Origin of the sequence: Pseudomonas sp. NPDC087612 (assembly GCF_044743505.1) — a bacterium.
GTDB lineage: Bacteria > Pseudomonadota > Gammaproteobacteria > Pseudomonadales > Pseudomonadaceae > Aquipseudomonas.
Map to the genome: position 1 here is coordinate 45,957 of NZ_JBIUWO010000001.1, position 14,771 is coordinate 60,727.

Genomic DNA, 14,771 nt, shown 5'->3' on the forward strand with positions numbered 1-14,771 from the left:
TTCAGGCCACCGCCCGTGACATGCTGCACAGCACGTCGCGTACCGCCAGCGGCGCTGGCGCCAGCTCGCACAGTTGCACGCCCGCCAGCGCCGGTACTGGCTCAAGGCGCCCGGGCGCATGCAGGTACACCGGCAGTTGCCCCTCGCCCTGGTGCAACTCGCTGTGGCGGGCGATCAAGGCTTGCAGGGCCTGGTCACTGTCGCTGCAGCCCTGGGCACTGACGTGCTGCCAGGCGCCGTTTTGCGCCAGCAGGCAGACGCTGCGTTGCGGCTCGGCCAGGACGAAGAGAAAGTCGCCCTGCCCCAGTTGCTCGGCAAAGTGGTTGTAGGCCGCCATCAGGTAAGGCCGCGTCGAGCGCAGGCGTAGCCCGAGGTTGCGGCACAGGGCCTCAAGCTGATCGAGCAAGGCCTGCGGCGTGGCGCTGGCGATGCGCGGGCAACCGCCGGCTTCGGGGGATACGACAATGCGCCAGCCTTCCAGGCTCTGCCCGTAATGCGCCTCGAAACAGGCGCGGGCGTACTGCTGCAACTCGTCCGGGCGGCTGATGGCGGCGCTCCAGGGCACCAGGCAGAAGCGGCTGTACTGGGCCGAGAGCAACACCTGCAACTGCGCACCCTTGCCGGCATGTTCAACCAGCAGGTGCTGCAGCGACTCCAGGGCCACGGCCCAGGCCAGGCTGCGCTCGGCGATAAAGTCCAGGCTGGCGAGCCAGCGTTGCTGTTGACCCTGGCGTTGGCACAGGCCCACACCCTGGGCGCCGAGCACGGCGATAAAGCGATCAGGCGATAAAAGTGACACGATTGATCTCCTCCAGGGTGGTCCGGCCATCACGCACCAGCTCCAGCGCCGAGCTGCGCAGCAGGCGCAGGCCGCGTTGGCAGGCCAGGGTCTTGATTTGCGCCAGGGGCTTGCGCTCGACGATCATCTGGCGCAGGTCGTCATCCAGGTGCAGCAGCTCGGCAATCGCCGTGCGCCCGCGATAACCGCTGCCCCGGCACTGGCCGCAGCCACTGCCGTGAACGAAGCGGTAATGGCCGACCTGGCCGGGCTCCAGGCCCGAGGCGACGAGTTCTTCATCACTGGGTTGCTGGGCAGCGGCGCAGTGCGGGCAAACCAGGCGAATCAGGCGCTGGGCCAGCACGGCGTTGAGCGCCGAGACAAAGCTGTAGGGGTCGACCTGCATCTGGCTGAAGCGGCCGATCACATCGAAGACGTTGTTGGCGTGGATGGTGGTGAACACCAGGTGCCCGGTGAGTGCCGACTGCACGGCGATTTGCGCGGTGTCCGGGTCGCGGATTTCGCCGACCATGATCTTGTCCGGGTCGTGGCGCAGGATCGAGCGCAGGCCGCGGGCGAAGGTCAGGCCTTTCTTTTCATTGACCGGGATCTGCAGCACCCCCGGCAACTGGTACTCGACCGGGTCTTCGATGGTGATGATCTTGTCTACGCCGTGGTTGATCTCGCTGATCATGGCGTAAAGGGTGGTGGTCTTGCCGCTGCCGGTGGGGCCGGTGACCAGGATCATCCCGTAGGGTTCGCTGGCCAGCCGGCGCAGGCTGCGCAGGGTCTGCTGTTCAAAGCCCAGGGCCTGCAACTGCACGCCGCTGACGCGATCGGCCAGGTCCTGTTTGTCGAGCACCCGCAACACCGCGTCTTCGCCGAAAATGCTCGGCATGATCGAGACTCGGAAATCGATCTGCCGGGCGCTGATGCCGATCTTGAAGCGGCCGTCCTGGGGCACGCGTTTCTCGCCGATGTCAAGCTCAGCCATGACCTTGATCCGCGAGATCACCTGGTCGGCGAACTCGCTGCCACTGACCTTGCTGATGCTGTTGAGTACGCCGTCGATGCGGTACTTGATCACCAGGCCGCTGCCGGTCACGCCCAGGTGAATGTCGCTGGCGTGCATCTTCAGGGCATCGTAGAGGGTCGAGTTGACCAGCTTGACCACCCGGCTCTGGTCTTCGCTGATGCTGGCCAATGACAGGCTCTGCAGGCTGTCGAGCTCGTTGGCGGTTTCGTTCTCGGTGTCCAGCGAATCGACCGCGTGGAAGCTCTCTTCGTGGCGGGCCAGAAAGCCCGTGAGCTCAGCGGCTTGCACCAGGTACAGCGGTGCGCCTTGCAGGCAGTCGTCGATCCAGGCCAGGCGGGCGTCGTCGAAGGGGTCGGCGAACACCCCGAGGGTCTGGCCGTCATGCTGGAGGAGGATGAATTCGCGTTTCAGGCACTGGGCCAGGCTGACCCGCTCGAACAGCGGCGTGGCGGCGAACAGCGCCGGGCCGTCGAGCAGCGGGTAATGCAGGGTGGCGCCCAGGCACTGGACAAACGCTGCCGGCTCAAGGCCGCTGAGCGATTGCAGGGTATCGAGCAGGCGTTCGCCGCTGAGTTCGGCACTGGCCCTGGCCTGGGCCAGCAGCGCACGGCCAAGGGGCGCCGGGGTGCTGGCTACAACGGGAGGAACGAGCGACAACGGTTCCATGGCATGCTCTCCGACGCGGGGCGCGGAGAGCCTGGTTCAGCCCTGCTCGCGCGTTATTCCCCGGTGAGCAGTTGGTCGTCGTCGGGCCCCGGCGGCCGTGCGCCATTACGTCGGCGATCGGCCAGGACCCAGCTACCGTCGAACAACTGCAGGGGGAAACTCTCACTCCTGCTCTGGCGTCGTTCGACGAACCCTGTGTCCTTGTCGGCTGCGCGCCGGTTTTCTCGCTTGATGCCCATCAGGTCGAGGACTGCGCGGGCCAGTTCCGCCAGGGGAAAAGGCTTGAACAGGATATGGCTGACACCCAGTTGGCTGGCCCGCTCACGGACCTCGGCGGTCGGGTGGGCGGTGATCAGCACGAAATGACAGCGCGTACCTTGTTGGCGCACAGTCTCCAGAACCTGAAACCCCTCCATATCGGGCAAGCGATAATCCAGCACTACCACTTCGGGCCGGGTGCGTTCGGCAGCGCCGATGGCACTGGCTCCGTCGTGGGCAACATGGACGTCGAGGCCTTGCAGAACCAGGTAATCCTGGATATTGCCGGCAAGGGTCTGTTCGTCATCGACTACCAATACTCTGTTCACCAAGGTCCACTCCCTGAAGCATCGCTGGCCCGGTTTCCCGGCCCGGCACGAGTGCGGCCTTGTAGAGGCTTACGCATGCTTCGTGCCAGACGTGATACGGCGCAAATCACTGTGCTATGTCGTTGATTCTGTAAGCATAGACGCAAACGGGTGCTAGCCCCTTCCCCAATCCCGGGGGACAGATGGCGTTTTGCCCCTAGTGCTGCCCCCAATAGTGGGGGCGGCGCTGCGCTCAGTCGATACGCTGCAGTTGACCGCTGTCGCGCAAGCGTTGCAACAACGCCTGACGCGCCTGCGTCTGCAGTTGATCGATAAGAAGGGTTTTAGCCATTGCAAGTCCTTGCTCCCGTTGGACAGGGTCGCCCTGGCTTTGGTTCTGCCCACCGGCAAAGGTTTTCGCGTTGGCTTGATAGAACGCCGACACCTGCGCCGCGCTTGGCTCCGGCACGCGGCTGGCGGCCAGGAACACTTGCTGCGCGGCCATTTCCTGACGGGTATAGGCGGCAAAGCTCTGGGGGTCGAAACCGGCCTCGGCCAGGCGCCGCTCGAACACTTCATTGCTGCCGAACGCCTGGCGCAGGTGGCCGATGCGCGCCTCGACCTCGGCATCACTGACCGTCACACCCTGGCGCTGGGACTCCTGCCACAGCAGCTCGCGGTCGATCAGGTCGTTCAGCGCCTGTTCGCGCAGGCGCTTGTACACGCTGGGGTTGCGGATACTGGTCAGCGCCCTGCCCTGATCCTCAAGATACTCGGCAAAATAGCGCTCCAGGCGCATCTGGCTGATCTCCACGCCGTTGACCCGCGCCGCCGGCGGCCCGTCCGCGGCGTGCAGCGATACAGCCAACAGGCACAGCAGCAACGGCATCAGGCGGTTCATGGCGACCTCGTCTCAAGGACACTCTGGTAGGCGGCAACCGGATAGAACACCGGGCCGGGCATTTCAACGGTGACCACATGCGCACCGTTCAGGCCCTGGCGCCGGCCCGGGCCAAAGCCCAGGGCCGGGGTCAGCCCGGTGTGCACGTCGTGCAGGCCTTCCAGGGCCTGGGTGAGTTTCTCGCGGCTGGCATCACGGCCGGCGCGCTTGAGCGCTTCTTCAAGCAATTGCATGGCGCACCAGGTACTGACCTGCAACAAGCCCTGGCGGCCATCCAGGCCCTGGCGCTGGCGCAGGGCGGTGAGCGCCTCGCGGCCCTGGGCGGTCCAGTCGCTGGGGATGAACGGATAGGCCAGGAACACCCGCCGCGACCACGCCTGCGGCACCAGCAGCAGCTCGCTGGCGACCTGGCTTGAGGCGGCGAACAGGTAAGGCGTGCGCCCGGCCTGCTGCAAGGCTTCGGTCAGGCGGCTGAAGCCCGAGGCCTTGCCGAGATAGAACAGCGCCTGCCCGGTCGGTGCCTGCTGCTCGAAGGCCTCGACCTTGACCTGGCTCCAGCCGCGCGCCAGCAAGGCCTCGCGCAGATTGGCCGCCAGCGCGGCCTGGCTGGCTTCGGCATAGACGATAGTCACCTGGGCCTGCTGCAACGACAGGCTGCCCTGGGCATAGTCAGCCAGGCTCAGCAGTTGCTCGCGCAGCCCGGGCAAGGGGTCGAACACCTGGCGGCTGCCGGCCAGCTGCGGGGCGGCGCCGATCAACGGCAGGCGCGCCTGCTCCAGGCGCTCGCCCAGCGTGGCATCAAGGGCCGGCGCCATCGGCGCGACCAGGGCGAATACCCGCTGCTGGTCGAGCAGTTGCGCCAGCGCCTGCTCGGCACTGGCCTGGTCGGGGCCGGGGTCGAGGTTGACCAGCTGCAAGCTGCGGCCATGAATGCCGCCCTGGCGGTTGATCTGCTCGATACGGTCAGCCAACACCGCCGCCACCACCCGCGCAGGCTCGGCCAGGGTGCCCTGGGTTGGCAGCAAGGTGCCCAGGCGCAGGGTCTGTTCCTCCAGCCCCGGGTCGCGGTCATCGGCCAGGCGCTTGAGGTAGGCACTGAGGTTGCGCTGGTCGGCCATGCTCAGGACAAAGCGCGGCATCGCCGGGTCCAGGCGGTTGCCGGCCGGGTCACGACCCTCCTGGATGGCGCGGGCCAGGCTCGCCTCGGTGTAGACCGGATAGCGGCGGCCATTGACCTCGCGCATGCCCTGCCCGCCGGCCAGGCGCTGCCAGTTCAACGACGGCGGACGCACTCCGCCCTCGGCCCGGCCCAGGCCATCGTTGCCGTGGCAACTGGCACAGGGTACGACGCTGGCCGGCACCAGCATGTCGGCGGCGCCAACCCGCGCCGACACCTGGGCATCGCTGCTCGACAGGCCTTCGCGGTACAGGCGCTTGCCGGCCTGCTCCTGCGGGCTGAGCTCGATGGCGCTGGCCAGCGGGCTGACCAGCAGCACGCTCAGCAGCAGGCCGATACCCAGGCACGCGCCCATGGCTCAGCGCCCCGCCAAGGGTTGCGACAGCAATTGCAGACGCTGGGCGATGGCTTGCGCCGGCGCGTCCGGGCGGATCTTGCTCCAACGCTTGTTGGCCACGTCACCGGCAATCAACTGGGTCGAATGCTGCTCGGGGCTTGGAATCAGGTGGCCCAGGCGCGCCAAGACTAGGTCCATCTGCGCCTTGTCACCGGTGAGGAACAGCCAGTTGGCGCTGTCCACCCCCTGTTTTTCAGCAAAGGCCTTGAGCACCGCCGGGGTGTCGTTCTGCGGGTCGCTGCTCAGGGAAATGAAGGTGACCTTGCTGGCTGCGTCTTCGCCCAGGGCTTCGCGCACCTCGCGCAGCTTGCGGGTAATCAGCGGGCAGGCGTCATTGCAGTGGGTGAAGATCACATTGAGCAGCACCACGCGGTCTTTCAGGACGTCTTGGTAAAAGCGCAGGTTGCGACCGTTCTGGTCCTGCAGCACGGTGTCGGTGAAGTACGTGCGGGCGTCGCGGGTCCCGCCCTCGGCCGTCGCCGGGGTGGCGTTGGGCGGTGGTGAGCCATGGCCTTCATGGGCCAGGGCCACTGCGCTGAGGATCCACAGGCACAGCGCCAGGGCCAGCCAGTCGGTGCTGCGCATGCCACGGCTGACGGCGCTCATGGTTGCACCTCCTGGGCAATGGCGGTGTGCTTGGCGTGCACCCGGCGGGCGCTGAGGCGGTCGATCTCGCTGATCAGCAGCTGTGGGTCGGTAAAGCCGTAATAGCGCGTCCAGTGGCCGCTGTGGCCGTCACCGACGAGGATCAGCGGCGGATGCTGGCCAAGGTCGGCGCTGAAGCTGCCCAGGCCCTTGAGGGTTTCGTTGATGGCATACGGGGTGCCGGTCAGCCAGCTCCAGCCCGGGCCGTTCTGGAACATCTGGGCATAGCCGAGCAGGCGCTTGGGATCATCGCGCTGCGGGTCGACGCTGATCGACACCAGTTGCACCTCGGTGCCGACCCGGCCGCCCAGCTGCTTCTGCACCTTGGCCATGATCGAGGAAACCACCGGGCACACCGTGGTGCAACTGGTGTAGATAAAGCCCATGACCACCAGGTGATCGGCCACCAGGTCCTTTTCCAGGCGCACCGGCATGCCGTTCTGGTCGAGCAACGAGACATCGGCAAAGCGCACCGAGGTCTTTTCCTGGTGGGCGGCGGGCGCGCCATGGCCGCTGTGGTCGACACCGTTGTGGGCCTGGGCGATACCGCAACTGGCGGCGAGCAGGCAGAGGCTGAACAGTCTGCAGCGATCGAGCAGTTTCATTGCACACTCCTTGGTCCGGCGTCGGATGCTTGCTGTGCGCCGGCGGGCATTACCCGCAGGCTGGTGTAGTTGTTCTCGGCAAAGCGCTTGCCCAGCGACGGCGCCTGCACGTGCAGGTACCAGGCGCCGGCTTCAAGTTGCTCCAGCGGCGCCTCGTAGATGCCCTCGCCCACTTCGCGGACCACGCTGGTGCGGGCGCGCGAGGTGGGCGCGAGAAAGTAGCGCAGGCTCAGGTCCTTGATTCCGGTGCGCGGCGTGCCGTTGCCCTCGCTGATGCGAAAGCGCGCGATCAGCGGCCGGCCCTGGTCGACCACCGAGGGGCCGATAAGGAACTCCACCCGTGGCGTCTGCCGGTGCGGGGCGCTGCTGGAAGCCGCCACTTCGGTGCTGAAGCAATGGATGATCTGCGGCTGGTTGAGCAAAAAGGCGACATCGAAGGTACCGGCGGCCGGCAGCTTGATGGTCGAGCTGTACACTCCCGGCGCCACCTCGCGCAGGCTGCGGTCGATGACCAGCGCGGCGCGGGCGCTGTGGCCACGGTTGGCGTAGCCGGACATCGGCGCGTTCATGCCTTCGGCGTAGAAGTAGGTGGTGTTGTCCACCGGGTTGACCACAAACACCGAGTTCTCGTCGCGGGCCACGGTCAGGCCCTGGGCCAGCGGCAGGTCACCGGCCTGGCGCGGCGCCGCGGGCCCGGCTTCGAAGCCCTGGACGATCGGCTGGCGGCCTTCGCCGAGGCTGCTGAGGTTGATCATGCTGACCTTGGGCGAGGCCAGGCCGCGGATATAGGCATAGGCCTGGGTGAAGGTCAGCTGGTAGGGTTCGGCGGCCACCGGCAGGCTGTGGATCAGCCGGTCGCTGCTGGCATCGATGACCATGGCCTGGCTTTGCAGGGTGTTGAGGACGATGCCGAAGCGCCCGTCATTGCTGAAGCGCATCGGCCCCAAGCCCTGCTTGCCTTCGATCAGGTGGCGCTGGGTGTGGCTGCGGGCATCGATGACGCTGATGCTGCCGTCGCGGCCATCGGCCACGTACACCGCCTGGGACAGCGGCGAATAGGCCACCGACAAAGGGTGCGAGCCGACCTTGAGGGTTTTCACCAGGCGCATCTCGCTGGCGTCGATCACGCTCAGGGTGCCGCTGTCGCGGTTGCTGACAAAGGCGTAGCGCGAATCGCTGCTAAAGGCGATTTCGTGGTGACCGGCGCCGGTGGCGAAAAACTTCAGAGTCTTGCGGCTGGGCACGTCGATCACTGTCACCCCGCTGCTCTGGGCGTCGCGGGCATTGTTGCCGACCCACAGCAGGCGCTGGTCGGGCTGCATCGCCAGGCGCAGCGGCTGCTTGCCGGCCGGCAGGTTGGCGACGCGCTGGAAGGTCTCGGTATCGATCAACGCCACCTCGCCGCGCTCCGGCATCGACACGTAGACCTGCTTGTCATCCTTGCTCGCCACCCAGTCCATCGGTGTGCCCGGCAGTTCGATGCGCGCCAGGGTGCTGGTGACCCCGCCCACCGACACCGACGGATCAATCACCGTGAGGCTGGCGTCCTTGTTCAGCACCAGCAGGAAGTAGCTGTTCAAATCGAGCAAGGGCCGTGCGCCGATGCTGCTTTTGAGAAACAGCGCCACCCGTGCCTTGCAACTGGTGCTGCGGTCCTTGGCCGCTTCGCCGGTCAGCGCCGGGTCCAGCCAGGCGCCGGGGGATACCCCCGACAATGGCTGGCCGCTGTTCTGGTCAGTGATCTTGAAGCGCACATTGGCGAAGCTGCCTTCGGTCAAGGTCCCGCCGCTGCCCAGCGGCCGCGCCTCGAACTCGACGCTGACGCCGTCGCGGCTGAAGCTATGCAGGCCCTGGGGGTCACCTTCGGCCTGCTCGCTGCGCGGGTCGCACCACAGGCTTTCGTAACTCACCCCCAGGCCGATCAGGGTCAGGCCCACCAGCAGACCCAGGTACAGCGGTCGATTCTTGTTGTTCATGACCTTCCCCTCACTCACTGTGCTGGCGGCGTGGCCGGTGGTGTTTCGTTGGTCACCCGCAGGATCCCCCACAACCCGGAGGCGTTGCCGTAGGCGGCGTAGTCGCGGAACAGGTAGTCACCCGGTACCGCGTTGCTGCCGCCGGCGCTAGGCAGCATGAAACTGAAGTGCGCGGCCGGCAGCACGCTCTCCTGGGCGCCGATGTACATGGCCTGCGGGTTGTAGCCAAAGCGCACCGAACCGATACCGGGCTGGTACATCGGGTAGCCACCGGGGTCGGCCTTCTCCGGCTGGTAGGCGTGCAACGGCCACAGGTGCCCGTCGAGCTGGTAGGTAATGCCGCGGCTGCCGCCGGTGGGCATCAGCACGTGGTTGCGCAGTGGCTGGCCAGGCTTGGCCCAGAGCACCGGGGTTTGCGGATCGCCGCCGACCAGGGCGTTGCTGTAGGCCATGTGGGCATTGGCTACATCGGCCCAGCCATTGCCATCGGCATGGCCGAACGGCGCATCCGGGGCCAGGCCGAAGCGGAACCACAACGGCTCGGTCTTGTAGTTGATGGCCATGTTCGAGTTGTCCTTCGGATCGCCCGGCACGCCGTTGCCTTCAGTGGCAATGCCCTCCACCGGCCGGCCATCGGCCCAGCGCATGTTCAGCGAGCGCTGCCAGAGGGTGGCGAAGTCGCGGTAGGCGGTTTGCCCCGGCACCTGCACAGTGGCCGAGGCGCGGCTGGCCGTGTCTTCGCTCCAGGTGGCACCCAGCGGCAGGATGCTCATGGCGCCGATCAGGCCCTTTTGCCCCTGCTTGATGACATCGGCCGGGGTGATGTTCAGGCCGCCGAACTCGATGGCGGTGGTGTTGATGTTGTCCACCGCACGGCCCATCTGCAGCACCGGCTTGCCTTCGCGCTCCAGGTGCCCGGCGTAGTACTGGTAGACCTTGCTCGGGTAGGCGCCGCTGTTGCCGGCCCGTGGCGGCACGGTCTGCACCGGGTTCTGGCCGACGTTGGCGCCGTCCGACTTGGTGATGTCGTAGGCCAGCAACTGGGCATGCAGGCCGACATGGCTGGAGGGCCGCATGAGGTTGTTGTTGAAGGCGGTGGAGCCTTCACTGCCATTGCGGTCGCGCTTGACCACGTTCTGCATCACGGCGGTACTCGGCAGGTCGGGCATTACCTGCGGCAGGCGGTTCTCCAGGGTGACCTTCAGGCACTCACCGGCAGCGGCGCGCAGCACCAGCGGCTCGATCGGCACACCGGGCTTGAGCTTGCCGGTGCCCGGATCGAGGTCGGCCTTGCGCACATAGAGGATTGCCGTCGGGTCGTGCAGCGGGCCGCTGTGGCCGCCGATGGTGAAGGTCTCGCCATCTTCGGGGTCGGTCACCGTCACCTGCGGGATGCTGGTGCGCCGGCTGTTGTACACCAGAGTGCCGCCGTTGGCCTTGAGCGGGCCGCCGACGTGCTGGCCGGCGCCGGCCGGGTCGGTGATGCTCACACCCAGCGAGTTGCCGAGGATATCGTTGGCCAGGGCGGCGACGACTTCATAGCTGCGCTGCACCGTTGGCCGGGTGCCGATGCCATTGGTGTTGGCGGTAAAGCGCGGGCAGATGCCGTCGAATGCCACGGTATTGCGCGCCGCCATCGGCAACGGGTTGTTGGGCAGGGCAAACAGGTCGTTGCGGCTGTTGCTGTAGTTGCGCATAACGCCCCAGATGCCATTCCAGTAGCCTTCGTGGGCGGCGTCCAGCGAATACAGGTAGTCACCGTTGGGCGCCGACGCGCTGGAGATCATCGACACCGGTGCCATGAAGCCCAGTTGCTCGGAGATCCCGACCATCTGCGAGGCCTTCCAGCCGGAGTTCGAGCTGTTGCCGAAGCCCGAGCCGTTCTGCAGCCATTTGACGCCATGCAGGGTCACGTTGTGCTCCTCTTCATGGCCACCGGCATGCATGCGCAGGCGCACGTTGTCGCCGGAGTAGGTGCGTAGCATCGGCGTGAACGGGTCGCCCGGCTCGGCCCCGGCGGCGTTGATGTGCGGCGGGAACAAGGTGGTGCCACCGGTTGGCCCCACGGCTGAGGTAACAGCCGCCGGCGACAGGTTCATCGCCGGGATGGCGCGGTCGGTGCGGCTCTGCATGGCATAGGCGAGATCGCCGGCCAGGCCGTCGGCCTGCATGCCGCGCTTGCCGTCGGGGGCGACCTTGTTGGGGTCGTAGACACGCAGGGCCAGCGGCTCGTTGCGGTAGTTGACGACGAACATCCCCGGGTCATCCACCGAGATCGCCTGCGGGCACGGCCGGCTCGGGCAGCCCGGATTGAGCCCGCCGCGCGACTCGACCACCGATTCCAGCAGGTTCGAAGCCTTCTGCCGCACCGGCGGGTTGATCGCGTAGCGAAAGCTGTCGGCACTGGCCGGGTAAGCCTGGGCATTGGGGATGCCGTCCGGGCCGGCACCCACGTAAACACCGGCCTCATAGGCGTGCTGGAAGTCGCTGTACTCGAGGAAAAACTCGCGGTAGCTGTCGTTGCGCCCGTCACCGTCAAGGTCGCCGGTTTTCACCACCGCCTGCCACGAGGTCGGCCCGCCGTCTTCGCGCAGGGCACTGTTGTACAGCAGCTCTCCGGTTTCGGCGTGGTACCAGGTAGAGCCGGCAGGCTCGGCCAGCACGGTGGCGTACAGGCCCAATTGCTGGTGGGTCGATGGGCCGAGGTGGTCGTGGGTAAAGATGGTGCCCAGGCCACGGTCGACGTTATGCACGTTGACCACCGGGTCGACGAACCAGCGCTGCATGGCCGTGCGCGCGCCCAGCCAGTCGGCGCGCCCGTAGCGGCCGAAGAACGGGTGCGCCTTGGCCACCGGGCACTCGGCCGTGCCTTCGCGCGGGTCGCCGGCGCGGCACTCGTTGAACTCGCGAATCGCGTGGATACGCTCGACCACGGTGCCAGGGGAAAGGATACCGTCCTCGTAGTTCCAGCCGTTGGCCGAACCATCGGCGGCGGTCAGGTCCCATTTTGGCAGGTGGATGTGCTGGCCGATAACGTCGGTTGGCGTACGCACCTGGTAGTCGTCCATTTCATAGTACGAGGGGATCAGGTTGGTGTGCTGGTACATCACGCAGTCGAAGGTGTTCATGCGCATCACCAGCGGCTCCGGAGGGCGCTGCTTGTTGATCACCGCCCAGGCGTCTTCCCAGAGGCTGATGATCCGCGCCTGCGGGAAGTGGTAGCCGACCTTGTTGTACACCGCGTCGAACTGGATGTTGGCGCCTTTGTAGATGCGCGGGCGGTCGGCGGTGAAAGTCGAGCTGCCGGTAAAGCTCATGCCGTCCAGGCGCTCGCCGCTGTTGAACTCACCGGCGCCGGACAGTTGGGTCAGGCGCTTGGCGCGATCATCCATGCACGGCTCGTAATACGGCGCGCCGGCGGTAGGTGCGGCGCCGTTGGTGCGAAAGTTGCGCGCCACGGTCTGCTTGCCAGGCAGCACGGCATAGCTTGGGTGCTCCAGTTTGGAATGGAAGCTCATCGCCGCCTGTTCGACGTCGGTACCCTCCTCGGGCAAAAACACCGCCTTGGCCTTGGTGATCGCCTTGGTGAAGTCCAGCGCAGTGGTGGTCACCAGCGCCTCGCCGCCGGCCGACAGGCCGTCCAGGGCATGGCGTGGCAGGCCGCCGTCCCAGCCACCGACCTGGGCCGGGTCGAGGTTGGCCCACAGGGCGTTGCCGGAGTTTTTCAACTGTTGCGCCTTGGCCGGGTCGAGCATGTCCAGCGGCGGGGTTGGCGGGCGCTGACCGACGGTGTTTTCCATGCCGCCGATCCAGAACGGGAAGCCCGGGTTCTTCAGGCTGCCGTCGGCGTTGCGGTTGGCCTCGCTGCGATCGACCAGGGCCAGCGAGCCGACTGCGCGCGGCGCGGCGTCGTCATGGCCAGCGTCATCATCGCCCTCTTCTTGCTCATCGTCGTGATGGTTTGCGGCAACCAGGGTTTGCGCCAGCTTGGGAATCACCGCGACCTTGCCGGGCATCGGCGCCATGGCCTTGCCGGGCAACGGCACGATGGCCGGGATTGGCGTACCGGCGACGATCTCGCCGTCCGGCAAGGCCCGGGCGCCCGCGGCCGGCTTGCCGCTGCGCAAGGCGAACGGCACGCTGTGATAGCCGTTTTCGCTCTGCCCGGAGACTTCCAGGCGGGTGCCTTCTTCGAACACATCGTGGACCCGCCACATGCTCCACATACCCTGGGCAAAGTGCGGGTAGAAGTGGCAGTGATAGATCGCATCGCCGGCCACGCGGTTACGGTTGCCCGAGCCGCCGTTGGCGATTTCGTAGGTGTAGCCGACACCCGGGCCGATGCCCTGGGCGTCGACATAGTCGGAGTTGTCGTCATTGGGGTTGAACAGCCACTGGTGGCCGTGCAGGTGAAAGATGTGCTGCTCGTGGCCGTTGTGGGTGTTGCGGAACTTGACCATGTCACCGATGTAGCTGTGGTTGACGTTGGCCGGTTCCGCCGGGTACAGGGCCATGGTCGCCTTGACCCCGACCTGCTCGGCGCTCGGGGTCTGGCCCGGGCGGATGTTCTCCAGGCCGACGTTGGCCGGTACGTCCACCAGCATCGCCACGTCGCCGACGGTGTGCGAACTCAAGAAGAACTCTTCATAGGCGCATGACAGGCAGTCATGCATCGGCCCCACGCCCAGGCGGTTGGCCACAACCTCGGCGCCCATGCCGCCGGAGCCATAGTTGATCATGAACGAGTCGCGGGTCGGCTCCAGCACATGGCCCATTACCGGGTCTGCCCAGTAACCGGGGAAGGCCTGGGTCGAGGCGGCTTCGTCGGTGAATTGCGCGGCGAAATCACGGAACGGCTCCAGGCGGTTGGGGATCGCCGGGTTGCGTTTGCCGATGCTTTCCAGCGGGTAGGTCGAGGCCGGGAAACTGCCATCGGCGTTGGGGCCCATGACAATTGCGTCGGATTCGCTGGAAATGATCTCGTTGCCATCGGTCATGGCAATGATCGGCGAACCGGCCTTGCCTTCGCGGATCCACGGCTCCTGCTGCGGGTAGCGCGCCTGGTAGTCGACGATCGGCTGGCCGGTGGGGGTGCGACCGCTGCTACTCAGGCGCATCTCTTCTTCGGTCAGGGTATTACGGAAGGTGCGCCCACCTTTGGGCACCACCACCACCTGGCCGAACAGGCCATTGGCGACGTTGCCGGCACCGCCCTCGCCGCCAAAGGTCGCGCCCTGGCTGGTGGCGGCAAACGCGCCTTCACGCTCGGCGTAAAGGGTGTAGGAACGGCTGGCGCCGGGGGCGATCAGGAAGTTGCCGTTGCGCCCGGTATTGGCGGCGATGTCACCGATACTGTTGACCGCCTGCATGCCGTTAACCTGAAAACCGACATGACGGTCGCTGACCTGCTCGTCGGCGACAAAATGCTCGCCGCCCTGTTCGTTGCCCTCGCCCGCTTCGTTCTCAGCGCCTTCGTTTTCCTCGCCTTCGACCTCGTTCTCTTGCTCGTGGTCGATGCCGTGCTTGTTCGGGTTGGCCTGGTAGGCCAGCAGGTTTTGCAGGTTGATGGTCAGGCAGTCGCCCGCCGCCACCCGCAGCACGATCGGCCGCGGGCGTTTGTCCGGGCGCAGGCTGACTTTACCCGGTACCGCGGCGCCGCCAGTGGCCAGCGACACCTGGTGCTCGTCGACCACGTCGCGGCGCAGGGCGAACATCATGCCGTTGGCATTCTGCGCACCGAGGCGGTTGAACATCAGTGGCTGATCGAGCGCCACCACATTGGCCACCAGGTTGCGTTCGCAGCGCACGGCAGCTTCGCTGAGCGGTTGCCAGGCAAGGCTGGCGGCCGCAAGCAGCAGGGAAGTCAGGACTGAGCCTTTGATTGGAGTCATCATGGCGTGCCTCGGTGGTGCAAGGGGACTCTGGAGGGGCCGGAGCAAGGCCCATGCCAAATTTTTTATTGTTGTTTTTCAGTAGTTTATAAAGCTGAATGAATCTTGATTGGGGGTGATTCCCCGGTATTCC

At 66.3% G+C, this 14,771-nt stretch carries 9 protein-coding genes; all 9 read right to left on the reverse strand.

The window, feature by feature from the left end:
- Position 1: 1 nt before the first annotated feature.
- Positions 2-829 (reverse strand): hypothetical protein, encoded by an 828-nt coding sequence (locus ACIOVF_RS00250; protein WP_093382252.1) that lies wholly within the window; start codon positions 827-829, stop codon positions 2-4.
- Positions 780-2,480 carry a GspE/PulE family protein gene (locus tag ACIOVF_RS00255; RefSeq protein ID WP_195884247.1) on the reverse strand — a complete coding sequence of 567 codons (1,701 nt, stop codon included), beginning with the start codon at positions 2,478-2,480 and terminating at the stop codon, positions 780-782. The genes ACIOVF_RS00250 and ACIOVF_RS00255 overlap by 50 nt, the downstream gene beginning before the upstream one ends.
- A 53-nt stretch (positions 2,481-2,533) precedes the next feature.
- Positions 2,534-3,070, reverse strand: coding sequence for a response regulator (locus ACIOVF_RS00260; protein WP_401286498.1), 537 nt, complete (start codon positions 3,068-3,070; stop codon positions 2,534-2,536).
- Between the two features lie 229 nt (positions 3,071-3,299).
- Positions 3,300-3,947 (reverse strand): SurA N-terminal domain-containing protein, encoded by a 648-nt coding sequence (locus ACIOVF_RS00265; protein WP_401286500.1) that lies wholly within the window; start codon positions 3,945-3,947, stop codon positions 3,300-3,302.
- The gene (locus ACIOVF_RS00270) at positions 3,944-5,479 is read right to left on the reverse strand and encodes an ABC transporter substrate-binding protein (protein WP_401286502.1); all 1,536 of its coding nucleotides are present in this window, start codon (positions 5,477-5,479) and stop codon (positions 3,944-3,946) included. Before ACIOVF_RS00270 ends, ACIOVF_RS00265 begins: the two co-directional genes overlap by 4 nt.
- Positions 5,480-5,482: 3 nt before the next feature.
- Positions 5,483-6,106 (reverse strand): SCO family protein, encoded by a 624-nt coding sequence (locus ACIOVF_RS00275; RefSeq protein WP_401287558.1) that lies wholly within the window; start codon positions 6,104-6,106, stop codon positions 5,483-5,485.
- 17 nt (positions 6,107-6,123) lie between these two features.
- Positions 6,124-6,771, reverse strand: a complete 648-nt coding sequence (locus ACIOVF_RS00280) for an SCO family protein (protein WP_401286504.1) — start codon at positions 6,769-6,771, stop codon at positions 6,124-6,126.
- Positions 6,768-8,747, reverse strand: coding sequence for a YncE family protein (locus ACIOVF_RS00285; protein WP_401286506.1), 1,980 nt, complete (start codon positions 8,745-8,747; stop codon positions 6,768-6,770). The genes ACIOVF_RS00280 and ACIOVF_RS00285 overlap by 4 nt, the downstream gene beginning before the upstream one ends.
- Before the next feature lie 14 nt (positions 8,748-8,761).
- Positions 8,762-14,641, reverse strand: a complete 5,880-nt coding sequence (mnxG, locus tag ACIOVF_RS00290) for a manganese-oxidizing multicopper oxidase MnxG (RefSeq protein ID WP_401286508.1) — start codon at positions 14,639-14,641, stop codon at positions 8,762-8,764.
- Between the last annotated feature and the right edge of the window lie 130 nt (positions 14,642-14,771).